The organism is Virgibacillus tibetensis, assembly GCF_036026595.1.
In the GTDB taxonomy this organism is placed as follows: Bacteria; Bacillota; Bacilli; order Bacillales; family Amphibacillaceae; genus Virgibacillus_P; species Virgibacillus_P tibetensis.
This window is the reverse complement of record NZ_JARZFX010000005.1, coordinates 181564-204816: the sequence shown is the minus strand read 5'-3', so window position 1 is coordinate 204816 and position 23253 is coordinate 181564. Positions and strand designations below refer to the sequence as shown.

At 33.2% G+C, this 23253-nt stretch carries 24 protein-coding genes and 1 pseudogene; 22 read left to right on the top strand and 3 right to left on the bottom strand.

Annotation, left to right across the window (positions count from 1 at the left end; translation table 11 throughout):
• The first annotated feature begins 376 nt into the window (after positions 1–376).
• From QGM71_RS12470 to QGM71_RS12410, 13 genes are all read left to right on the top strand, one after another.
• Positions 377–757 carry a hypothetical protein gene (locus tag QGM71_RS12470; RefSeq protein ID WP_327607884.1) on the top strand — a complete coding sequence of 127 codons (381 nt, stop codon included), beginning with the start codon at positions 377–379 and terminating at the stop codon, positions 755–757.
• An 85-nt stretch (positions 758–842) separates the two neighbouring features.
• Positions 843–1379, top strand: a complete 537-nt coding sequence (locus QGM71_RS12465) for a GNAT family N-acetyltransferase (protein WP_327607883.1) — start codon at positions 843–845, stop codon at positions 1377–1379.
• Between the two features lie 120 nt (positions 1380–1499).
• Positions 1500–2180 carry an HAD family hydrolase gene (locus QGM71_RS12460; protein WP_327607930.1) on the top strand — a complete coding sequence of 227 codons (681 nt, stop codon included), beginning with the start codon at positions 1500–1502 and terminating at the stop codon, positions 2178–2180.
• Between the two features lie 145 nt (positions 2181–2325).
• Positions 2326–2577, top strand: a complete 252-nt coding sequence (locus tag QGM71_RS12455; protein ID WP_327607882.1) for a hypothetical protein — start codon at positions 2326–2328, stop codon at positions 2575–2577.
• Between the two features lie 61 nt (positions 2578–2638).
• A complete protein-coding gene (locus QGM71_RS12450) occupies positions 2639–3358 on the top strand; it encodes a nucleotidyltransferase domain-containing protein (protein WP_327607881.1) in 720 nt (239 codons plus the stop codon).
• Positions 3359–3500: 142 nt separating this feature from the next.
• Entirely contained in the window at positions 3501–3959 is a 459-nt protein-coding gene (locus QGM71_RS12445; RefSeq protein ID WP_327607880.1) for a hypothetical protein, read from the top strand.
• A 246-nt stretch (positions 3960–4205) separates the two neighbouring features.
• Positions 4206–4697 (top strand): hypothetical protein, encoded by a 492-nt coding sequence (locus tag QGM71_RS12440; protein ID WP_327607879.1) that lies wholly within the window; start codon positions 4206–4208, stop codon positions 4695–4697.
• A gap of 256 nt (positions 4698–4953) precedes the next feature.
• A complete protein-coding gene (locus tag QGM71_RS12435; RefSeq protein WP_327607878.1) occupies positions 4954–5133 on the top strand; it encodes a hypothetical protein in 180 nt (59 codons plus the stop codon).
• A gap of 1021 nt (positions 5134–6154) precedes the next feature.
• Positions 6155–7423 carry a hypothetical protein gene (locus tag QGM71_RS12430; RefSeq protein ID WP_327607877.1) on the top strand — a complete coding sequence of 423 codons (1269 nt, stop codon included), beginning with the start codon at positions 6155–6157 and terminating at the stop codon, positions 7421–7423.
• Positions 7424–7471: 48 nt separating this feature from the next.
• The gene (locus QGM71_RS12425) at positions 7472–7618 is read left to right on the top strand and encodes a hypothetical protein (RefSeq protein ID WP_327607876.1); all 147 of its coding nucleotides are present in this window, start codon (positions 7472–7474) and stop codon (positions 7616–7618) included.
• Between the two features lie 627 nt (positions 7619–8245).
• Positions 8246–8461, top strand: coding sequence for a hypothetical protein (locus tag QGM71_RS12420; RefSeq protein WP_327607875.1), 216 nt, complete (start codon positions 8246–8248; stop codon positions 8459–8461).
• Between the two features lie 210 nt (positions 8462–8671).
• Entirely contained in the window at positions 8672–9409 is a 738-nt protein-coding gene (locus QGM71_RS12415; protein WP_327607874.1) for a DUF1385 domain-containing protein, read from the top strand.
• 137 nt (positions 9410–9546) lie between these two features.
• Positions 9547–9999 carry a hypothetical protein gene (locus QGM71_RS12410; RefSeq protein WP_327607873.1) on the top strand — a complete coding sequence of 151 codons (453 nt, stop codon included), beginning with the start codon at positions 9547–9549 and terminating at the stop codon, positions 9997–9999.
• 219 nt (positions 10000–10218) lie between these two features.
• On the opposite strand, the gene QGM71_RS12405 is transcribed toward QGM71_RS12410, so the two are convergent.
• On the bottom strand, positions 10219–10968 hold the full coding sequence (locus tag QGM71_RS12405; protein ID WP_327607872.1) for a hypothetical protein: 750 nt from the start codon (positions 10966–10968) through the stop codon (positions 10219–10221).
• Between the two features lie 184 nt (positions 10969–11152).
• The gene (locus tag QGM71_RS12400) at positions 11153–12157 is read right to left on the bottom strand and encodes a hypothetical protein (protein ID WP_327607871.1); all 1005 of its coding nucleotides are present in this window, start codon (positions 12155–12157) and stop codon (positions 11153–11155) included.
• A gap of 651 nt (positions 12158–12808) precedes the next feature.
• Here QGM71_RS12400 and QGM71_RS12395 point away from each other — a divergent pair.
• Positions 12809–13243, top strand: coding sequence for an ankyrin repeat domain-containing protein (locus QGM71_RS12395; protein ID WP_327607870.1), 435 nt, complete (start codon positions 12809–12811; stop codon positions 13241–13243).
• A 197-nt stretch (positions 13244–13440) separates the two neighbouring features.
• On the opposite strand, the gene QGM71_RS12390 is transcribed toward QGM71_RS12395, so the two are convergent.
• Positions 13441–13677 (bottom strand): hypothetical protein, encoded by a 237-nt coding sequence (locus tag QGM71_RS12390; protein ID WP_327607869.1) that lies wholly within the window; start codon positions 13675–13677, stop codon positions 13441–13443.
• A gap of 309 nt (positions 13678–13986) precedes the next feature.
• Between QGM71_RS12390 and QGM71_RS12385 the strand changes: the two genes are divergently transcribed.
• The 8 genes and pseudogenes from QGM71_RS12385 (at position 13987) to QGM71_RS12350 (ending at position 22308) form a co-directional block, all read left to right on the top strand.
• Entirely contained in the window at positions 13987–14277 is a 291-nt protein-coding gene (locus QGM71_RS12385; RefSeq protein ID WP_327607868.1) for a helix-turn-helix domain-containing protein, read from the top strand.
• 842 nt (positions 14278–15119) lie between these two features.
• Positions 15120–15395 carry a helix-turn-helix domain-containing protein gene (locus tag QGM71_RS12380; protein WP_327607867.1) on the top strand — a complete coding sequence of 92 codons (276 nt, stop codon included), beginning with the start codon at positions 15120–15122 and terminating at the stop codon, positions 15393–15395.
• A gap of 523 nt (positions 15396–15918) precedes the next feature.
• A complete protein-coding gene (locus tag QGM71_RS12375) occupies positions 15919–16320 on the top strand; it encodes a hypothetical protein (protein WP_327607866.1) in 402 nt (133 codons plus the stop codon).
• Positions 16321–17008: 688 nt separating this feature from the next.
• Complete coding sequence (locus tag QGM71_RS12370; RefSeq protein WP_327607865.1) at positions 17009–18169, top strand: hypothetical protein; 1161 nt, start codon at positions 17009–17011, stop codon at positions 18167–18169.
• 119 nt (positions 18170–18288) lie between these two features.
• Entirely contained in the window at positions 18289–18474 is a 186-nt protein-coding gene (locus QGM71_RS12365) for a hypothetical protein (RefSeq protein WP_327607864.1), read from the top strand.
• Positions 18475–18542: 68 nt separating this feature from the next.
• On the top strand, positions 18543–19586 hold the full coding sequence (locus QGM71_RS12360; RefSeq protein WP_327607863.1) for a GIY-YIG nuclease family protein: 1044 nt from the start codon (positions 18543–18545) through the stop codon (positions 19584–19586).
• 1035 nt (positions 19587–20621) lie between these two features.
• Positions 20622–21626 carry a hypothetical protein gene (locus tag QGM71_RS12355; protein ID WP_327607862.1) on the top strand — a complete coding sequence of 335 codons (1005 nt, stop codon included), beginning with the start codon at positions 20622–20624 and terminating at the stop codon, positions 21624–21626.
• A gap of 157 nt (positions 21627–21783) precedes the next feature.
• A pseudogene (locus QGM71_RS12350) lies at positions 21784–22308 on the top strand (helicase).
• The last annotated feature ends 945 nt before the right edge of the window (positions 22309–23253 follow it).

Genomic DNA, 23253 nt, shown 5'->3' with positions numbered 1-23253 from the left:
GCGAAGCGTAATCTTTTGCGTGTTTACGTTAACCACTCTAATTATATAGTTTTATCCTCTGAAAAATTAAATACATAATGGTAAGTGTTATTAACCTCCCTAATCCTGTCCCTTCTCTCTTCTATGAATTCCATTGCCTTGAGATTTAAAAGGCAAGGTAAAAGAAAAGGGGAGAATCAAGATTAAATATGCTAGAGTTGGGTTATAACTATTTGGAATATATAGTAAAATGGAAGTGAATATAGATATTGTGAAGGAATGTACTTAAACTATAGGGCAGTTTAGTTTAAGAAGGAGAAAGAAGGAGATACACTCTTTTTTTTTGAATTTATCTATAGGGGCAGGATTATTGGAGGAGAAAAATAGGGGGGATTTGATGGTCACAAAGAAAAAGAAATTAAAAGATTGGATTATTTTCTTAGTCATAGTATTAATAATAGTTGGTGGTTCATTGTATTATGTATATTTTTTTACACCTAAAAACTCTCTTGAACTGTACCGAGAACTGACTTTTGCAGATAATTTTGAAGATGTGCAAAAGCTGCTCTTAGATGGATATGAAAATAATTTTGCAGAAGAAGATTTCAACTATATTCAAGGTAACACAGCGAAACAAGTGGGACAATTTACGATATTTGATTATAACAATAAGTCTTATCTAATTATGACATCTCCTGGAACTGAGAGATTAAAAGTTCTTGCAGTAGAGGAATTACCAGATGATATTAGAAGGTTTTTTTCCGAACTAATGAAATAATATGATGTTAAACAAACGGGGCAGTTTAGTTGAAGATTTTATTATATAATAAGACTAGAAAAAACAAAGTAAAGGAGAAGTTCTAATGGTCGAACTAAAATATTTTGAACGTACAGATTTCAAACAGCTTATTGATTGGATTGATTCACCTCAGTTTTTACTTCAATGGGGAGGACCTGCTTTCTCATATCCCTTAACTGAATATCAATTAGAAAAATACATTGAGAATGCCAATATTGATAACACTGATACTTTGGTTTATAAAGTAATAAGTAAAGAAACTGGAGATGTAATTGGTCATATTTCTTTGGGGAAAATTGATAGAATAAACAAATCTGCACGAGTGGGAAAAGTATTAGTTGGTGATAAAAATGTCAGGGGTAAAGGAATAGGTAAACTATTGATGAAAGAAATTCTCAAAGTGGCATTTGATGAACTTAAATTACATAGAGTTAGTCTTGGTGTGTTTGATTTCAATGTATCTGCAATTGCTTGTTATGAAAAGGCGGGTTTTATCAAAGAGGGATTACTAAGGGACACAGGAAAAAATAATGATGAATATTGGAATTTGTGGGAAATGAGTATTTTAGAAGATGAATGGTTAGAAACAAGAAGTTTTTAGTCTTGTCGAACTAACTGGGTGGGATTGTTAAATAAGGACAGTCGCTTATTGTGCTGATTAGTTGAAGAAGATTTTATCATATAAAGCATAATTTATAACCTATTGGGGGAGTGGATGAACATTATAAGAGCTGTTGTATTTGATTTAGATGGAACTTTGTTAAACCGAGATGCGTCAATAAAAGTTTTTATTGAAAAGCAATACCAGCGACTAAATAAATGGTTAAATCATATTCCAAAGGATAAATACATAACAAGGTTTATTGAACTTGATAATAGGGGGTATGTTTGGAAGGATAAAGTGTATCAACATTTAGTGGATGAATTTGACATTACAGGTTTGACGGGGGATGAATTACTTCAAGACTATATCAGTCAATTTAAAGAAAGTTGTGTTCCTTTCCCTAATCTCATTAGTACGTTAGAAAAATTAATAAATAAAAATATTGTTCTTGGAATGATTACTAATGGAAAAGGACAGTTCCAAATGGATAATGTTAAGGCTTTAGGTATTGAAAAATACTTTAAAACAATTCTTATATCTGAATGGGAAGGAACAAAAAAACCTGAACCTCAAATATTCCAAACAGCCCTAGATAAACTTAATGTTTTACCATCTGAAAGTATATTTGTTGGCGATCATCCAGAAAAAGATGTAAAGGCTGCTCAAAATGTTGGTATGAAATGTGTATGGAAAAGAGATTATCAATGGGATAACGTTAAAGCAGATTTCATAGTGGAGGATTTGAAGGAACTTCCTTTAATTGTAGATAAATTAAGCCATAATATAAAATCTTGTTGAACTAACTGCTGCGATAGTTAAACAAGGTGTACTTTAAATTTGATCTCCTATTTCATCTGGAATTATCAATATAATGTTTGGAATATTATGTAATCAATAGAGTATAAAGTTATTGAGCTTTTACTAAGGAAAAAGGGGAGGAAATATGAATCAAAACAAGTCTTATCATATAGGTTCTTTGTTAATTTTATCGGGTACAATTTTGTTAGGTATTATGCACTTAGCAATTGCAACTTACATTCCAAATATGACAGGTTGGGGCAGTCCTCCAGGGAAATTTGCTACAGTGCTTAATGAAATAATGGGTTGGTTTCCATATATTTTAAGTATTATTCAAATTGTTATAGGAACAATATTGGTTTTGAATTCACTGTTGAAAAATAAACAAAGTAAGTAATTAGTTATTGCACTAACGGGTGCAAATGTTTAATAAGGTAAATAACAAAAGAGGGGTAATTATGGGGGATCTTAACAGATTAGAACCAGTTAAGGCAGCACGGAAATTTATTGAAAATTATTTTCCGTATTGCGATGGAGCTTTATTAGCAGGGAGCGTTGTTCGTGGCGAAGCAACAAAAACATCAGACCTTGATATAGTAATATTTGATAAAACATATAGCTCTTCTTATAGAGAGTCATTAATTGTATACGATTGGCCAATAGAAGTGTTTGCACATAACCTAAATTCATATCAAGAATATTTTGCAAGTGATTTTAAACGAGCTAGGCCATCACTACCTCGAATGGTGTCCGAAGGTATAATACTCAAAGACAAAGGGATAATTGACTCGATAAAAAGTGAAGCTAAAGAATTATTATCTAAAGGTCCAGAAAAGTGGTCAATGGAGATAATAAATACGAAGCGATACTTTATTACGGACACCCTTGATGATTTTATTGGTTGTAGCAATAGAGCAGAAGGAATTTTCATTGCTAATACACTCGCAGAACTTGTCAGTGAATTTGTATTAAGAACCAATAATAAATGGATTGGTGCTTCTAAGTGGATAGTACGTTCATTAAGAGAACACGATACAAAATTTGCGGAACAATTTGTTGAAGCGTTTGATAAATTTTATAGGAGTAGTGCAAAAGATAAAGTTATTAATTTAGTCGATGAAGTTTTGGAACCCTATGGAGGACGATTATTCAATGGTTTTTCTTTAGGTAAGGAATAATGTTATTAAACAAACGGGTGCGTTAATTAAAGAAGGATTAACCACCTTTTTTGTTGAACTTATTGTACTAACGGGGCAGTTTAATTTAATAGCAATTATTTTTACAATGTCTTATGATATATCTTTTTGTTGAGGTGATTATGTGGATCATAATGAGTACAAAACATATTTGAAGCATCAATATTTCCATGAAATTCGATCATTACAATCAGTTAATGACGTTATCTCTGCGTTTCAAAAAAAAATAGATATTGTTGAAACAGGGTTGTCAGAATCCGAAGCGATTTTTTTGAAAATGACAGCTCTTAACTATATTAATGCACACAATAACGGCCTCATAAAGCCTAACCTGGATAACTTAAATTTCGTTCCGTATGAGATAGTAAGAAATGAAAAGAGTGATCATTACTATAATCTTATGAGAGAGGCTACATCAGATGATGAAAGAATAATTGTCATTATCGAATCGCAGTTAAATGAAATAACCTCCAATTGCCAAGAACTAAAGGTTGATCTGATTATCGAACGTGGAATCGACACTTCTCATGTTAATCAGGAAACACCTGAGTTTTTTACATATCTAATGCTTTTTGATAATTAATCAAAAGAAATTCTCCTTTATAGAGGAAATAAAGTGCTATAATCTCTTCAAATATTGTATTATGGGTAGGTAGTTTTCTTATTCTTAGTTATGGGATTTAAACGTTAAACCTTTTGTTGCTAACGGGTGCTTTACTTGAATAAGCTCCATGATCAAAAGACCTTAAATATGCACCATTTTATACATGGGCAGTATGTTCAAGCTCTTTATATATGAAAATATACTGCCATTCCACACATGAATTAAATGCCAAATACAGAGTTAAGGGGAGAAATAATTGACCAAAGTAACCTAAAGCATGATTTTGAGTTTGTAAAAGAGGTATTGCTTCAGGCGGATACCTTAATTTCAAATCATTCTTACAGTAGTGCTGTTGACCGTGTTCATACAGCTTTACATGGTTATTTAAAAGAATTATGTGATGAACAAAATATCGTATTTGAAGAACAGAATGTTAAGATTCAGGATATGTGGGGAAGATTGAAGATAGAACATCCAAGTTTCAACATAAATGTTAAGGAACATCAACGACCTATCAATCAAACTGTTAATGCAATAGCAAAGTTTCTTGAAAACATGAATGACATCAGAAACAGACATGGTTTATCTCACAATAAAATAAAGGTTCCCGATCCGAAGGTTTTCCGGTACTCTTTCCGGCAGACCATCGGATTTTTTTACTCAAAAGTGAGTAAAAGTGGTAGCAAGTATCCAATCATAATCCAATCGTTTTTTTAATCCGTATTCTTCCAATCCCTAGTCCAATAAGGGCTCAGTCTGTATCCAGTTCTTATCCAGATGGTTTTCCGATGGAATAGAATCGGCATACGGTGTTGCATCAGGTATGTGTAAAAGTGAAGAGCTGAAAGATAGAGGTACATATATAAATAATTCATCGCTATGATTGTTTTGAAGAACTAAGATAAATATTTTTAATATCACACCCCTTTTTCGTAACTTTGTTCGATTGTAGTTATGGAGGGAGGTGTAGAAGATGGACGTAAGAGAAAAGTGTCTAGAGAATATTTATATGTGGGAGAGAGAAGAAGAGCAACGTGAGTATTACATCGAGGATTTAGAAAATCAAGATGAGTTAACTGATTCGTTGGTCGATAAGAGAGTTAACGAGGTATATGATTTTGATTTAGCACTTGAAGTTTGGTGTGATTTATAAAAAAGAGGGCGATAACGTCCTCTTTTTTATTCCTTGCTATCTCACTGCCAAAAAGTCGGTTTCCATGCCAAAAAATTTTTCCCTACTGCTAAATAGTTCGACTTTAGAGGAAGAGCGAGGAGGGAAAATAGGGTATTATCCAATGCCCATTCAATAGCTTATCAATCATAAACCAAACGTTTATTTTAACCAGAAATCAATATCAATATTGGGCTGGATCCAATGTCAGGATCCAGTTTTTCTTCTCGTCCAATAACCATTCAATCCCTTCCTAATAGTGAATTCAGACGGTTTCCAATCCCTTTCCAGTTACCTATCCTACTCTTCCTTTCTTTTTTTCTTTTTAGTAGTTACAACAAGATGTTACCATTGACCATAGTCAATGGTAACTTATTATCTTATCCAAAATAAGTGAGATGTATCCCAAGTATAGTAGAGTTTTTTTAAAAAAAAGTATAAAAAGAAGAAAATGCGTTTATCATAGGAACAAACAAAGCCGATGAAGGGTAAAGTATGGAGGCTTACAAAGTGAAAAATTAGTCTTATAATGTATGGTCCCCAAATAATGGCTTATGTGTTGGGGTACCCTTATGTCATTTCCCTTTATTGATAATAGACACCACTCAATTGTTTTGATAAGGACATTGGAAATATAAAATTAATAAAGTTATCAACAGATAGTGATTTTCCAATTATTAAAGTAAGAAATCAATATGTCCCTATTATAGGTGTGGAATTAATAATAAAAGTTGTTTAAATATCTTCAAAAAGTAGGAGTGATTCCTAAGAAACCACTTTTAGAACTATGTGAAACAATACCAAGTAAATACCTGAAAACTTCATAAAAGGATTATTTTGGAGATTCATTAAACCACAAAGAATTGTTTAAAATATATTTGAGGATGTTTTGAAAATATGTCAAAGTTGAAAAGGCATTTGAGTAAAAGTAAAGATTAAGGTGAGTAATCCCTATATTTAAGAATCCTCAATGATAAGGAGGATAAGGAAAGGAGTGTTTGGGATGAAGGAAAAGGAAGGAAAAAGAATAAGGTGGAATATAGAAATTACAATAGACCATTTCAAAAAGGAAATTGTACCAAATGTTGACCCTTTAACGAAATCGAATATTATGAGTTATTCCAATAAGTTTTATTTAGCCATACAAAGATCTAATGAAATAACATGGTCTGAATTATTTGCTATTATTGGATTAAACTTTGATGAGATTCATAAGAATCAAAGGAAAATTGGTAATGAAAAATATTGGGTTCGAGAAAAGTTAATCCAATACTTTGCTAATGAAATTCTACCAAATAATAAAGGACTAAAGCGAAGGGATTTAGTTAAAGAATATAACCATTTTTGTAGAGGAATGGACAACTCCAAAGAAATAACGTGGTCTGAATTGTATGCGTTATTCAATCTTGATTATGAAGCGATAAAAAGAGAACCAGCATACTGGAATCGTGCCCGTTTAATAGAGTTTATGTTGCACTTAATAAAAATTGGGGAGCCGGTCAATTTAACGGCATTAAGCAATAATCATGAGTCTTTTTATAAGGCATTAATGCGTAGTAAGGAAATAACTGTTGAAGAACTATGTAAGATTTGTGGGTTGGATTATAAACTAGTACGAAGAGAAAAGAAATATAAAACAGATGATGATGCTAGGCAAGGATTAATAAATCTGTTTATTAAGGGAATTTCTTTATACAAGGCAAAATACGTAAGGAAAGATCAAGCCCTGTATAAATATTTACTGGAAAGAGGGAATGGTAATTTACAACGAGGGATGGAGTTAGTAGGATTTAAAGTAACGAAGGATAATAGCATCCCGAAAATTCTAATTAGTAATTTAATTTATAGTCAAATTTTAGGACATCATTTTCAAAAGGTTGTCTCAGATATTTTCAATATATTGAGACTAGGTATTCGGGATAATATTGAATCAATCAATGGACTTAAACCTGATTTTTTTAGTAAAAAGGATGGAACTTGGTACGATGCAAAAATTTCAACAAGAGCTGTTTATGATGATATCCTGGATGGTCGATATGCAGAGACGGCAAAGAAAGTTGTTTATGTGTATTTAGAAAACACCAAGGAATTGAATGCTGAATTGCTGCCTGTTAATGTTGAGATTGTTCATGTGTATAAATATGTTGAGATGATAAAAAATAGACAGAGAAAAGAGCATTTTCTGGGAAAACTTTCACTGTTGAGTGATCTATATAAGCATTTTGTGGTTAGAGACTCCCAAAAGAAAACTGTTAAGAAATGCAAAAAATAATTTATCTACCCAATCTTAAATCGACTATAATAAGAGAAGGAGGTTAATTTGATAAAAGAGGGGAAAGTAGAATTTACCAATGGTGATCATACTAAGGTTTATATCAATAAAGTAGTGGCAGAAATCACTGGAGTTCTGAACAGACGATTCGACGTTGGTGTAAAAATGGGAAATATTTCGGGTCTTATCAAATAAATGAGGTCATTGGCGAATTCCGATGAAGTATTTCAAGATTATCCTTAAAGAAGCCCGCTAATCGGAATTTATTCGAAAAAGAGCTAACTAGATAACTTTAATACTAATATCTTCCTGTTATTTTCTTCTTCCCTCTGCTAAAATTCGGTATTTACTGCTAAATAGTTGGTACCCAAATTAAAGAATTGAGGGAGAGCAGCGAGCAAGCAATATGTAGTTTGATGGTTTTCAATAATCATCAAGTAGGAATTTTCAATACCAAATCAATACAAGTTCAGGCTAAATACACTATTGATTCGGTCCTTTTTATTTAATAATACTACTCCATACTTTTATCCAGTAAGGGTTTTACTTAACCATTTTACTCTTTTATCAATACTGTTATTATCCTCACTGTATAAATCGTAAATTTAATGTGTTTCCAATAGCATCTCCTTACTTTTCTAGTCTTTTATCTTTTAAGATTCCACCGTTATGGTGAACACTTTTAAAATGGCATTATTAAGTATGAGCTTAGATATAAATATTAGGAATATATGCTAAAATATACAAGAAGATTAATTTTCGTTTAGGATTCAAATTAAAATCATCAATTTACTTTAAAAATCCTTTAAAGGAGAACGACAAATGAAGTTTGTCTATTACAATGACACAGGAAGAGAGATAAGCATTCATCCTGCAACAGAATCACACGGAGTTAAATGTGATATGCCAGCAATAAAACCACTGGAAGAACGTATCTTTTACCTACCAGCTAACACATATCCATGGGTCAAAATGTGGGATTATGGAGAAAAAAATGGATTAAGCATTTTAGTTTCAGCTCAAAAAGACGAAGTTTGATTTTTGGTTGGAGCTAATTTGTAATTCAAGATAATAATAAATCGGACGAATGGTGATCAAAATGAACCGAAAGCATTTTTATTTAGAAAGTAGAATAGATTTTTTAAAACTCGTTTCCAACTAGGGGACGAGTTTTTTAATTGTTACCAGTGTTTATAGTCAATGGAAAGATGTTTACCTAAAAAATACATCGTAATAGGAGAGATTGGTTTGAAAATATATGGAGGAAGAGCGGGATTTAATTCGGTAAGTTTTACGGGGGATAGATACCATTCAGTAGCCCGATTCAAGGGTGGAGAAATCACAACAGAAGTGGATCAGAGGAAGGAAAATTTAAAAATAACTAAGATTCTTTCCAAGATACCCTTTATTCGATCCTTTTCTATATTACTTGATATGGTAATTGAATATTGGAAAAGATTTTTATTCATGACAATTGCGTTGTTTTTGATAAGATTTATAATCGGTGGAAAATCAAATTTTGACCTTTCACATCCGATTCCGATTAATGGCCTGGTTATATTATGTAGCATTCTTGTTATAGTTGGTTTAATCATAAAACTGACTCCGATTGGAAAGTATCACGCAGCAGAGCATATGGTTGACAGCACCTACGAGAAAGGTCTCGATTTAACATTAGAACACGTAAAAAGACAATCAAGAGTACATAAGGACTGTGGCACAAATCTAGTAATGTCTGTTTTTATCAGTTATTTTATTCTATTTATATTGTATGGTCACGGTCTTTGGGTGTTTCTGGTTTCATGGAGTATTGGTTATGAGATATGGAAGAAGGAACCAAAGTTAATTTGGAGTTTAGTATTGATCATTGGAAAGGCTGCACAGTATCTTCTTTTTACCTCAAAACCCGAAAAACAACATTTATTGGTGGCAATAGAGGCACTTACAAAACTTGAAGAGAAAGAATTGGCGAATAAAACCAATTAAAAATTCTTAGCTTTTAAATCAAATGTAATCTTCCTGTTAGCTACTTGATCTAAATGACAGAACGATTTTCCAAGGTTTTATTAAGGAGATTTTGTAGGTATATAAAATATAAATTTAATAAAGGAGAATGATTGTAAATGACTGACTCTTTAAATTTTAAAAATCAATCACATGATGGAGAAACATCACCCGCAAAAGGAAACGCTAATACGATGGATGAGAAACAAGCTCTGGGTTATATGCTCTTAGCATGCAAGGAGGTTGGCTTGTCTCCAGAGCAGATTAAGAAAATCCATTCCAGAATGGTTTCAAAGTTTAAGTCAATTACACCGGATGAATCAGAAAAGGAAGGAGAAAAGTGGTTAAGTTTAGATCAGCAAAAGACAATTAATACAATAGATAAGGAAAATCAAAGAGTTAAAAAGTCAAAGCCAAAATATAGGAGGGCGAATGTAAAAATACCCAAGGTACCGGAATCTCATCATACAAGGAAACTACGGGAGAAAAATGAGAGGATCATAATGGAATTGCAGCATTTACAGGATGGGCCATTTGGCTTGTTTAGGTTGTTCCGGCGGTGTAAAAGATGAAGTTATTGCATGAATTTTATATCAACTGGTATTGAAATGACATTTGTACAAAGACGTGAAAGTCTAAACTGTTAGGACAAGAAAGTCTAAACTACTGCCTTATTGTTATAAGGTTCCTTTAACCTGCAGGGTTTGAGCAAGTAATTGTAAAAGTAGTTTAGAGTTTCTTGTCTCACATTCAAGTAGTTCGGACTTTCTTGTCCTTTTATAGCTTTAAGTTCAACAATAACGCTCTTCAAAATTCCTCCAAACTTCAATGCTTTTTTCACTTGAAAGTTCTTGAATTAGTTGGGAATCTAATAGGATCTGAAAGGTAAATGGATCAATAATTTTTCTAATATCGCTATGAAATGGATCATTAATAATTCTATGAAGCGAATTTATCATCCCTAATTCTGATACACTACGTCCACCATATCGAATTTGAAAATCTTGACCAAAAGTTTCTATTACCTTTTCAGTCATTGAACTATAAACCTCCGCTACTCCTCCAGGACCAAATATATAGTTCTGAGCAACAATAAATTTCCCGGCTATTGCTTGCCAAGAAGACCATTTCTCGTTTTTTTTAAAACGTATCTCAAAGATCGGGATTGAATTAGCTTTTTCAAACATTGCTTTATTTGTGAGAATGATAAATTCTCCAGGATACCCCGAACTTAATTCTTTTCTTGTAAATGAACGAAATCTTTTGTAAGTATGATAATAAAAATGATAGAAACAAAGATTACTTTCATCTATCCCAAGAATTTTACTCATTTGGACATCTTTCACGGTATTATTAATAGCAGATTCATATTCTATTTCAATTAACTTAACAAAGGGAGTATCACTAAATTCACCGTTTTTAAATTGTATGCTATCTTTTAAAATATTTCTTCCAGAAATTATATTTGAATTAATTGCTTGATGGACAATCAAATTATCTTCAGTTAAATCAAACAGTAAAACTTTAATTTTATCTTGCATATTTAAACTCTCCTTTATTTTGATAATACTACTTTATACAATACTTGCTTTGCACCCTTCATAGAAGATTGCACGAAGGTCCAATATTTTCGACCGAAAAGGTGATCACTTCAAACTTAATGACTTGTCCGATTGTGCTTTTTGGCGTAACACAGGAGCTTTGCAATATAAAGTCATATCATAATTAAGATTCAACTAACGACATCCTAACTGCTTTATTATCCTGAAGGGTTGGATTAATTTTTATCAAAATACTTAAACCTCTATCACTAATTAAAGAAGTAACATTATTTGCAAACTCTTTAACTTCTTCTCCTATAGGTTTTTTATGCTGGAATGAATGATTTTCAAATAAAAGTATTGACTCATTCTCTTCAATAGTATACTCACTCATGCTTTTCTTGAAGTATCTCTCCAAATTAAATAGATAATACTTTTTCGCATACCATTTATAATCGAGGTTACAATTATCCTGGGATATTATTTTTTTCAGATCTATTAGTGTTAAATCCCAGTAATCACATGTTCTCAAGTAACGACCTGCATTATATCCTTTTGGCACCATTATAAAATTCCCGATTGTATGTGAATGCACGGCGAACTTTTGTAATGCTTCATAAATAGATTTATCCCTCGAATTCATTTCCTCATACCATCTGTTGATGTTTTCCAGAAAATAAATATCTCTATAAATTTCATTCGGTTTAGTTAAATTGTATTTCCTTATGTAGTTCTCGATCCAATTCGGCTCTACATAGTTTAGTATTTCTCTAAGAAAACTATTAAATGTAGTAGCGAATGAATGCATAGTGTCTGATTCTAAGTTAATTTCATCATTAACTATGAATCCCCTATTTCCGTTATATTGCAAACTATCGACTTTTGTAATCAACGACTCAAATAATACTGTTTTCACTAACTCTGTAGTATCACAATCAAATAAAGTTGTGTATAAACGTAATTTGGTTGCGATTTTATAACGCAACCAATTATTGATAAATTCCGTCTTCTCATCTTTGTACTCAAGAGTTATTTGGGAGTTTTTAAAGTAATCTTTCTTAGATTCCAGCTCACTTTTATTTAGAATAGCCAATTTCTTCATGTCAAATAGAAGATAGTCTTGAATTTCCTGCCAAGACGATTGCTTATTTAAACTTTTTATCCCACTAATAAATTCAGACTTGTTCATGTCTACTCATCCTTTACGCTTTTTTGTCTGTCATGTACTCATTATAGAGGTAATAACGTTCAAAAGGTATTTTTGTTGTAACAGAAGTTTGTACAGAACATCCTTGATTAACCGCAGCCCTGATTAATATTGTACATTATGAACGAAACTATATAATAAGAAAGAGGTTGTTGATAATGAGTTCGTGAGCATACAACTGTTTAAAAAGTTTAAACTTTCTTGTCACATGTTCAAGAAGTTCGGACTTTCATGTCCAACTATTAAGACAAGAAAGTACCTACAAAATCATGAGAAATTGCGAATTCACAACGTTTATCGATTTTACTCTAGTTTAGAGTTTCTTGTCCTTTTACAACATTATAAAGTTACAAACGGTTAGTGAAATAAAAATAAAGGTGGAGGCTACAAATAAGCAAAAATTGGATATCATAAAAACAATCGCCAGCAGATTGGAAGTGGGCTGGGGCGACTATCTATTCATTGATTTGCAGCGAAACAGCTATTGATGAATCTATAGAGTGCTGGAAAAAGAAGGGCTATGGAAGATAATAATGCAGTTGAGTTAATACACTCTAACTTATCTGAGATACCTAGGAGACGCTTAATCCTTCCCCTTGCCAATGCAGGTGGAATTCCAGGAGGGAAATTTATATGGGTAAAGATGATAAAAAGGATAGTCAGGAATTAACGGATAAGGCAAAGCAGGTTGTAGAAAGGTATAGGCAACTAGATTTTATTAAGATATTAGAATCAAATGAACTGAATCAAATTGATTTAAATATAAATAAATACAATGTTAATAATAAGGTTCATGGTGCTAGCTTATTATACTGGAATGTTTATTTGAATAATATATCAATAGTCAAAAAACTATTAGAACTAGGGGCAAATCCAAATCAAAAGGATTCATATGGCAGAATCCCGCTCGAAATTGGTGCCTACTTCGGTTTTTACCAAGTATGTAAAATACTACTTGAATCTGGGGCCGATATAGATGAGAATTGCGTCCAAAGAGCAGAACATGGTTGGGATGGGAACAAACAAGTTGAGATACTTAAACTATTCGAGGAATGGCAGAGTAAATAAATCAAAGCTACTATTAACTGGAGAGCCCCTTGTTGTTAATTAGAAGGGGCTTGATAAATTCTAACAAACTTTGACTCAAGAGATCTCTTTGACGAAAATGCGGAAACTCGGCAGCAATAAATTCCGAAAACTCTTTATAAACATCAATGTTAAGCTGCAGAGACTTATTAGCATTCTCACTTGTCGGGTCATATACTTTACGGTCGAGTATAAGCTCTTTCTCTTTTATGTCCAATAGTGATTTCAACCTCTTCTAAATGTGTTTCGATCTCCAATGCCTCGTTGGAATCGTGGTTAGCGGATGATTGCAATTTTAGATATTTCTCATATTCCTCTAGGCTTATTAGTTTTTCATACCTTTTACTACTCTTATTGTAATGAAACTCTCCATTTTGTCGCATTTCTTTTGTGAAAGCATTATAAGGTATCCCCAATTCTTCACTCACGTTCTTCAGATGGTCTTTTGTCTATTTTTTCAATAACTCATTTGTTACTTCCAACTTTTTCTGCATTGGTAAGTTCATAAATTCTTCAGTCGTCATGCTATACCACTCCTTCATTTTATTAATTGTTTCTGACTTTGTCTTACACTTTTATGATAGATAAATAGAAAAGAAATATTCCATATTAATCGTTTAATAAGCGTTCTAGCTAGTTATATTTACATTTACAACCGTCTAGTATAAAGGGAATCAAAAATCAGGAATTGGATTATATCCAATAAAACTAGGAGGAATAGTAGAATGAGGAATAATGAGGAGAAAAGAAGAATGGAAAAGGTAAATAGGGCAATTGAGGACTTTGGTGGTCTTTTGAGGGATTACCGTAAGGAAAACTTTCTAACATTGGAAGACATGGCTCAGGAAGTTGGGTGCTCTTCTAGTTATATTTTCAGAATCGAAAAAAACAAGAGAAATCCGGAGATAACTTTTCGGATTAAGGTTTTAAGTGAAGGGATGAATTGGTCAACGGAAGAGATATATCTTTATTTAAAAGAGTTTATTTCTAAGGAAAAAACAGGAAAAATCGAATAAATCACTAAAGAAAATGCTACTGAAGGGGGAAATTTTATTCTATTCCTTATTCAAGTAGTATTTTTGCTTATACAAAACGGTGCGAATCTATTTCCAATGCAGACATTAATACTTTAATTACTAACTGATTATTATCTTAAAATCAGGATTACCGAATCCTAACCCTATATAAATATGTCGAAAATATGGTTTCGGTTGAATTTAGAAAGATCTCCTTGAAATTGACATGTAATAAGCCATTAAGTAAGGCACCCGTTTTGAATCCTTTCAGTAAAAGGAAATGGTGAATAAATTTGTACTTAATAGTATAAGTAATATTAATAAGAGCAAAACCAAGTGCAAATAAAAGGGGAAAAATAAATACTTAAATAATTAATTTATTAGTAACTTCCGTATTCAGCCCGTTTTGGGTACACAACCGAGCACATAAGTGATGTGATATTTTGAAAAAACCAAAGTGTACTCGAAACGGTCCTTATTGGGACTTTATCTTAGGTTAGAGGGGCAGTATAAAGGCAACAATAGAATAAACTGGATTTGTATTATGTTTTAATGTTCTTACGCAAGAACTCTATAAGGTGAGGAACATCAATATACAAAACAGAAGAAAGTGAACGTTTTCCGGTAACCTTTACGTCTTGCTATATTGTAACAAGTTAACTTAGTCTAATTCGGGTGAAAGATGAAGGACCTGATGATAGAAGGGGGGATCTGTTCCTACCGTGTGCAATTCTTTTTTAATTTAGACAAAGAGCCGTTTATCGAGTTTAATGAATTTGTTGGACGATTTGTATGATTTTTTAGACAAAGTAGTACACTCTAAAAGAAAGGAGGAGGTTTCTATGGGATCAATTGCTAATGAAGGCCAAAAAGAAGGAAGGTATTATACGCTAAGTGAAGCAGCTAGGAAGTTAGGGTTAAGTGATCAAACCATAAGACTGATGTGTGAACGAGGTAAGTTTAAAGGAGCAAGGCTAATTGGGAGAAATGGACAATGGAGGATTCCAAATGAAAACTTCATTACGAAGAGAGAACAAGATGAAGATGCTGAAAACATTTTGCGACAAATAGAAAAAAGGAACGAAAAAGCGGGGGATATAGATGAGTTCGATCTCTAATTTCCCTCGTTCCCCGAGACCCTCAATACACAAGCATGACCAATTTTATTCCCGATTCACTTTAATGCAATAAACTAGATTACCCCCTCTACTTAATTAGAATTTTCTGATAAAATCAGGATTACCGAATCCTAACCCTATATATATATTGTCAAAAATAGGGTCTCGATTGTCATAAATATAAAAAAACCTCCATGAAAAATGACATGTAATAGAGTCATTATTAAAATACTTATTGTCACGATTAGAAATAAGCAGCCTCAAAAGTTAGGTGACCATTTATAAAAAGATTGTGAAATAGTGTTCTTAAACTAATGGAGCGGAAGAGTTGAAGAGTAGTGTTTAACAATCGTCGATGATTAAAAAGCCAAGACCGTGCTTTGAATTGGACCAGATAGTTTTGAAGGTAAGAAGATTGATATTTTAATAAGAACTAATTGTAAATTTTCAATAGAAAAATCAGACTCATTTGATGATTATGTTAAAATAGATATAGAAAATCTTATAAGAAGGAGATGGAGATATGTGGAATAGGAATAAGAGTACAGGTCCAGGAGGAGGACTTTCTACAGGTCCGAAAGGTGGAATGTCTACAGGTCCGGAAGGAGGAGCTTCTACAGGCCCGGGAGGCGGACTTTCTACAGGTCCAAGAGGCGGAATGTCTACAGGTCCAGGAGGCGGACTTTCTACAGGCCCGGGAGGTGGAATGTCTACAGGTCCAAGAGGAGGGCTTTCTACAGGCCCAGGAGGCGGACTTTCTACAGGTCCAGGAGGCGGACTTTCTACAGGCCCGGGAGGCGGACTTTCTACAGGTCCAACGCCCTACATGAGTAATGTGCCTCCTTGGCCGATATTTGTTGAAGAATTAGAAAAGCGAGGAATGTATCAGTTCGCTGATATAATTAGAAAACATCATCTTAGATAAAGGGATTACTTTTATTAAGTATAAAATATTCAATCCTTAATAATCTGATGCAAGAGTTCAACAAGGCGGTCATTAAAACGATTGCCTTTTTCTTTGAATAATGTTGTTTGAATATAAAGCAATCTAAGATAAAACTTTTGAATCTGAAGGGACGGTTTAATGGAAACGTTAACCCACTTGGAGTAACGCTCTTAATGCTTAAAGTCCAATACATAAAACTATTCAGGAGCCTAAAGAAAGGAATGAACTAATTGAAGGAGCAATAAATATCGAGGACATGAACAATATGTTTCCATCATGCTTCAAAACAGATAAATCCTATTGAAGACAAGTTGATTCCACCTGAAATTTCGTTTGATTTACTTTCTGTATACCTAGACAACGAGGAAAATCAATTAATTTCAAAAATTGTTAGTGAAATTGAGAGTTTTGCCCAATACATTATAAATGGACTAAGGCATTACATGGAACTAGGTGATCCAACCGATGTATGTGTATTAAATTTTGTACATATTAGTGAACCTTACGTATCTCGTTTAAAGAAGTTAAAGAAAGAACTTAAAAAGGTTAGTGATATAATAAAAAAATATATATGGAAAAGTTAGATAACTAAATAACATCGTTAAGTAAATTTATACAAAAGAAAACGCCACATCCTATGAAATTATAAGTGAAAAAGGAGATCCATATGAATATTGACTTTAAACAGTTGGAAAAGAAATTGGCAGAACAAAAAGTTTATGATGCATGGCAATATGTTAATAGTCTGCAGGAAACTTTAGGCTACATGTCAATGTCATACAACTTGCTAAATAAAATATATGATCATCGCAAAAGAGTATTAGAGTCTACAAAGAATGAAATATTCCAAAATGCAATGGAAGAAGGAAATGCATCAATTACGCAAGATGAATTGAATAGAACAAATTTACATATAGCTGGATATCAAATTGACGATGTTGCTTTTTTAAGAAAAACTACAATTGAGTTTTTCCATTATGCAAGAGTTAGTATGGATGTATTGTTTCAAATTATTAACGCTGGATTACTTGGTGATAAATCATACCCTGTAACAGATAAAAGACTTCTTTATAATGTACTGTCCAAGATAAATAATATACAAGACTTTGCTAATTTGAAACAACAATTATCTCAAATAAAAGATGATAATGAATTTAAGTATTTACGAGATTTTGATAATTATATCAAACATATAAAAACTATACTGATAACAGTTAAAAACAGTTTTATGATCGGAAAAGTAGATGAATTTTATATTAATGAGTTTTTTTGTGACGACAAATTTTACAAACAAGTGGAATCATTGGTTAAAGTTAAGGAAATCTACGACTATGTCATAAATACAGTCGATAACATCTTGGAAGAATTTCTTAATCAAGTGCCAAATTGTTTAGATAATAGTCATAGAATTCAAGAAATTAAATTTAAAATGCAAGTTCAAAGGAATGAAAATGGAGATAAAATAGATTTCATTACCTTTTATATTGAGGTAGAAAATGATTTGTCTGAATTACCTGATGAGATCAAGGTTTATCCGTTAATAGTTAAGCCAAATGGTGAAATTTATAGCTTTGATTTTAGATTTGATAAATTGTTTGTTAAGAGACGTAACACCAATAATGAAATGGAATCAATTGTTGGATGTGCTGAATTGAAAAATGGTTTAGAAACTAATGAGTTTTATAGAGTTTTTGAAGTAAAAGAATGTTCATATCTGGATTACTTAAAATACCAATCTGAGTTTAATAATAGGACTCAGAAAATATCAATGAACTTTTATGCTATGGAAGGTCAAATAATAGCTTACGATAATAAGGAGCTGAAGTGATTACATATTTCATAAATAAATCAATCGGGCGTGATTGATTAATAAGCGTCTCTGTTATTCTCAACTAAACTGGGTGTCAAAAGTTAAACAGGGTAATGGAATAAGAAAGGAGAGATGTCATGAGTTTTTGGAGTAAACTCAACAAAGTAATCAAGCGATTCTTACCGGATATGGAAGTGGAACAAAAAAAGGAAGAAAATCAGGAACCAGACAAACTCAGAAACGATGCAAAAAGCTGGGAACCGATCCGTACATCCTTATATATCGACAAAAACCTGGAATCTCCATCTCTTCTGGACCAGTAGGAGATGATACTGGCAGCACCGCAACAGACTTTTATGTATATGAATGGTTCATTAAAGACACAGGGGAAGTGTTCTATGTTGGGAAAGGGCGTGGCGACCGCTACAAAGCCTTTCACGAGCGGGCATACGAAGCTGAAAAGATTCGGGAAATGTATGATACGGATGTCCGATTTGTAGGAACTGGGTTAACTGAAAAAGAAGCGGTGGCATTGGAATCGAAAGAAATAGAGAGGATCTTAAACGAAACGAATGACAGGTTGACCAACCGAATCATCCCCTTCTTCACGGAGAGAGATAATGGATATGGTCGAAGTCCAAATACGCCTGAGCTGCGGTTTGAGACGGCTCCGCATTTCTATGCAAGTGAAATAGAAGAACATTACTATGGAACCGAATCCCGACCATTCGATGAAGTGACATACGAAAACCTGAAAGCGGTTGTGTTCATCACGACAAATATGCGAGATGAAATAGATACGATATATGGTGGAAACTTGGGCCAATATAAAAAAGAAACAGAGGCATTATTGACTGCCCACGGGAATAGAATTCTGAAAACCAAGTACGCCAAATCGGTCACTGCTTGGATTTATATTGGCGATGATTATGTTACGAATTATGAACTAGATCAGAAACAGGCTTTGGAGAGACTCGGAAGGAATGTTGCTGTTTACCATCTAATTGATGTGTGGAAGCTATTGAGAGAAAAGTTTGGGGATGTAGAGATCGTAACAGAAGAAGACTTACTTATTCAACCCGTCCATTCTCGGGTGTCCATGAATAAAATCAAGAACCTGCATAACTGGGAGAAAGGATTTGATAATGGACATCCGCATTGGGAAAAAGGCGATAAGGAACGGAAAGCTGGTCACCTGAAACGGGCGATCGAGCTGTTTGATAAAGCAAGGTATAACGGCTATGATGCACCAGCATTATACAATTCATATGCCATGACGTATCGCAAACTTAAAGATTATGACAACGAAATCGCAATCCTCGACGAAGCGATAACACGTGGTCAAGCGGATAAAGTCAAAATCATGAAATGGAAGGAACGCCTCTCCAAGGCGATGGAGTTGAAACGGAAGCAGATGAAAAATGGAGGCAAGTAAGTTGGTTGCACAAAAAAAGAGTAGGGAATAGACTAACGGATTCAGTTATAGGGGCGGAATACTTGAAGGGGGATTTAACACAACAAGGAGATCGTCGATAGATGGTCTCTTTTAACTAAGTGCTTTAATAGGGGGGTATTTTCAACAGGACAAAGTGTTGTAGTTGAATAACCAGAGGGTTTAAAGGACTTACTAATTGAGTTAAATTTATTGTGAATGGTTGTATAACGCTATTCAATTAGTCCGGTGGTCTCGATAAATAAGCTAATATAAATGATCAGAAACAGCCTGGTTGTAATAAGCTAGGTATTTTAGCGGCATCTGTTAATACGTTTCTCCTCTACACTGATCTCAATCTACAAGGAGCATTTTATCTCGATCCATTATAGCTCAATAAACTTAATCCCTTTTAGGTACGGTATCTAGAATGACTTTTATGTCTAAAATCAGGATTACCGAATCCTAACCCTATATATATCATCGTAAATAGCGTTTCGGTTATCTAAAATATAAAAACCTCCATGAAGAGTGATAAGTAAAAAGACAACTAGGTTAGGCACCCGTTGTCCAACTATATGTCACGATTAGAAATAAAAATTAGGTACCTATTTATAAATAGATATGTGAAATAGTGCTCTTAAAGGGGCAGGTTAGTTGAAGAAATGGTAACTAAAGTGAATACGGTGTTTGGTTTAAATAACAGAGTATTGCTAAAATTATCGGGTTATGCTACACTCACAATAATTACAGGTGACATAAGTGAGATAACTTGTGTTGGTGTCCTTAATGGTTAAAAACAGTAATGTTGCACAGTGCCTCCAATCATATTGGGGGCATTTTTTAATTTTCAAAGGAGAGTGGATAAATTGCTATTAAAAAATGATAACACAAACTTGTTTGAAGATGTACATACTCTAAATAATTAGACTTTTTTTGTTTTAATCTTATTGTGCTAACGGGTGCTTTCCTTAAAGAAGGATAAGCACTCTTCTTGTTGAATTAATAAAAAGGCAGGTTAATTGAGGAGGGTGTCATATGTCGAACAGTACTTCTGTTGAGGAAAGGATAAAAGATAATATAAGTGTTAATCGCCAAAAGGTTATTATAGCAAAAGCCTTTATAATGAACATAAATGCTGAAGTAATTGATACATTTAACGCATTAAAGCATTTCACATCGTCCCAAGGATTTCCTAAGCCAATTGAGGTTGTTATCCACCATAGCTTTGATATAGATGAGCAAATAAGAAATACTTCCGAATATTTATCATATAAAAGAGCTTTTTTAGAAGGTCTAATAGAGCTTATACATTCTAACCTGCTATTCCCCTTAGATGGTAGGTTGAATTCTCGAGGTGAAAGTATAAAATGGACAACCGTAGTTCCTGGACAGGGAGGGACGACATCAAACTGGAATTTTGGTTATCTAACGTTGCCAGTTCCTAGTCAAGTTCAAAAATCAATTTCAAAAGTATCAACAGATTTTACTTTATTTGAACCAGATCTTTATATAAAAAACCTACAAGTAAATAACGCTGATCAAGAAGTAATAGAAGCTCTTTCTGATTCGATAGAATGTTTTAAAGTTGGGTTGTATAGACCTTCTCTTGCTATGTTAGGTAAAGCTGTTGAAGGAGCTTGGATTGAATTGGGTATTTCTTTATCTCAATACGCCATTTCGATAGAAAAAGAAGTAGAAAAGAATGAGAATATGATAGAGAATTTAAAAGGTCAGCAGGGAATTGCAAAAAAGGTCGATTGGGTAACTAATCTATATAGCAGTCATTATAAAGACTGGTTTAAACTTATATTCACTAAAACAGATATAAAGCCATTCGAGTTAAGAGAAGCTCAGAATTGGACAAATATAGTGAGAGAATCTAGGAATGCCATTCATTTTGGTGTTAAACCATCCATAAAAAATAATTATGAAAAGACCTCGATAATGTTATTAGTAGCAGTTAAGTTTTTTAAAATGTTTTATTCAATAAAGGAAAAGGCTGATTTATTAAGTAGGGAAAAAGGAATCAGTGAAAGCTAATATAAAAAATAGTATTATAGGGAATATTTAATTTCTAAGCTAATGGATGCGTTACTTAAAGAGATAATTATCACTATTTCCAACCAGAAGATTAAGGAAATGTATTAGAATGTATTGATTAAAATCCTTGTATCCGAATTGTAGGGAGTGACCGTGAATGCGAATATACCCTGGTTGCCCATTTTTTACTAGAACGATAGAGGTTGGTGGGCTGACAAAGTCGCAGCTTATTCAGAAATTGCAACAACACTCTATCTCGATGAATGATTATGCAAAGAGACTATTATCTGATGATAAGTTCACTACTTCTGATACAAAGTACAGCCTGTAGGTTGTTGAACTAAGCGTCGGGGACCTTGGTTTTCCCGATGGAGCTACTTTGCCTCAGATTTTTAAAAGAGTGGGCGAACTTAGCTTGAAATTGTGTCCGATTGAGTTAGGGACTCATCTAAGACTAGATTATCTTGATCAGCCTGAAGGTTATTCGGGGAATCAAACACACCAACATCAAGCTCCATCTTGCTCAATCACAATAGCTTCAGAGATAATAAGTGAAGATGATTATTTTCCGAAAGGCTTTTACCTTAGAAAAATTAATGACGTGTTATGGCTACGTGGATACATTGCTGATAACTTGCACGTATGGAATCCTAATGATCACTTTATATTTCGTGAGAAATAAAGAGATGGTACTACCAATTATGTTTAACTATAGGGTGCGTTAGTGGGAGACTGATTTGAAAATCCGTACAGCCGCCCGTCTTAGGAGCTGTAAGGATTTTTTCTTTCAAAGTTTGAACTTCCTGAAATAGGTCTCTTAGTTTCAGCATCAAAAACTGCAGTAAGCATTTTTCCATCCTCACTTATCCATTACAAATACATATGCTTGTCTCTTAGGGCGATAACCTTTCCTACTAGTTCTAGATTCACCGTACTCGTCAGCTTTGGATAGGCTAGAGAGTCTTTATAATTGAGAGCATATTTCACTAAAATGGTGCTTTAGTTAAACAAGCTAATATAAATAATCAGAAACAGCCTAGTTGTAATTAGCTAAGCTGTTTTATTGGTATCCGTTCTCCTCTACACTGATCTCAATCTACAAGGAGCATTTTATCTCGATTCATTATAGCTCAATAAACTTAATCCCTTTTTTAGGTGCGGTATCTAGAATGACTTTTCTGTCTAAAATCAGGATTACCGAATCCTAACCCTATATATATATTCGTAAATAGCGTTTCGGTTATCTTAAATATAAAAACCTCCATGAAGAGTGATAAGTATAAAGACAACTAGGTTAGGCACCAGTTATTCTACAAAATGTCACGGAATAGAAGAAACCTTATTTACTGCACAAGTAATTGTTTGGAATTTTTAAGCCAAAATCAACGTTAGGCACCCGTCTATAAAAAATACCTAGACAGTTTATTATTGTTTGATGAAATTATCATCAAGAAGGAAAGTGATTGAAATCGTTGTAATTCCAGTTATTGGATCATCTGAAAACAGATAAGAAATACATAACGTTTGCTAAGATTTGTACTTTCATTTCCAAACGTACATCTTTAACTTGGTTCTCTATCAACATAATTATCAAACCTTACTACGACTTCGTTATAAATTGATTAAA

What these genes read in the sequence shown, in the direction of transcription:
- QGM71_RS12470 (WP_327607884.1), top strand. Translation starts at nt 377, where the DNA reads ATGGTCACAAAGAAAAAGAAATTAAAAGATTGGATTATTTTCTTAGTC.
- QGM71_RS12465 (WP_327607883.1), top strand. Translation starts at nt 843, where the DNA reads ATGGTCGAACTAAAATATTTTGAACGTACAGATTTCAAACAGCTTATT.
- QGM71_RS12455 (WP_327607882.1), top strand. Translation starts at nt 2,326, where the DNA reads ATGAATCAAAACAAGTCTTATCATATAGGTTCTTTGTTAATTTTATCG.
- QGM71_RS12450 (WP_327607881.1), top strand. Translation starts at nt 2,639, where the DNA reads ATGGGGGATCTTAACAGATTAGAACCAGTTAAGGCAGCACGGAAATTT.
- QGM71_RS12440 (WP_327607879.1), top strand. Translation starts at nt 4,206, where the DNA reads ATGCCAAATACAGAGTTAAGGGGAGAAATAATTGACCAAAGTAACCTA.
- QGM71_RS12435 (WP_327607878.1), top strand. Translation starts at nt 4,954, where the DNA reads ATGGACGTAAGAGAAAAGTGTCTAGAGAATATTTATATGTGGGAGAGA.
- QGM71_RS12430 (WP_327607877.1), top strand. Translation starts at nt 6,155, where the DNA reads ATGAAGGAAAAGGAAGGAAAAAGAATAAGGTGGAATATAGAAATTACA.
- QGM71_RS12420 (WP_327607875.1), top strand. Translation starts at nt 8,246, where the DNA reads ATGAAGTTTGTCTATTACAATGACACAGGAAGAGAGATAAGCATTCAT.
- QGM71_RS12410 (WP_327607873.1), top strand. Translation starts at nt 9,547, where the DNA reads ATGACTGACTCTTTAAATTTTAAAAATCAATCACATGATGGAGAAACA.
- QGM71_RS12405 (WP_327607872.1), bottom strand. Translation starts at nt 10,968, where the DNA reads ATGCAAGATAAAATTAAAGTTTTACTGTTTGATTTAACTGAAGATAAT.
- QGM71_RS12400 (WP_327607871.1), bottom strand. Translation starts at nt 12,157, where the DNA reads ATGAACAAGTCTGAATTTATTAGTGGGATAAAAAGTTTAAATAAGCAA.
- QGM71_RS12395 (WP_327607870.1), top strand. Translation starts at nt 12,809, where the DNA reads ATGGGTAAAGATGATAAAAAGGATAGTCAGGAATTAACGGATAAGGCA.
- QGM71_RS12385 (WP_327607868.1), top strand. Translation starts at nt 13,987, where the DNA reads ATGAGGAATAATGAGGAGAAAAGAAGAATGGAAAAGGTAAATAGGGCA.
- QGM71_RS12380 (WP_327607867.1), top strand. Translation starts at nt 15,120, where the DNA reads ATGGGATCAATTGCTAATGAAGGCCAAAAAGAAGGAAGGTATTATACG.
- QGM71_RS12375 (WP_327607866.1), top strand. Translation starts at nt 15,919, where the DNA reads ATGTGGAATAGGAATAAGAGTACAGGTCCAGGAGGAGGACTTTCTACA.
- QGM71_RS12370 (WP_327607865.1), top strand. Translation starts at nt 17,009, where the DNA reads ATGAATATTGACTTTAAACAGTTGGAAAAGAAATTGGCAGAACAAAAA.
- QGM71_RS12365 (WP_327607864.1), top strand. Translation starts at nt 18,289, where the DNA reads ATGAGTTTTTGGAGTAAACTCAACAAAGTAATCAAGCGATTCTTACCG.
- QGM71_RS12355 (WP_327607862.1), top strand. Translation starts at nt 20,622, where the DNA reads ATGTCGAACAGTACTTCTGTTGAGGAAAGGATAAAAGATAATATAAGT.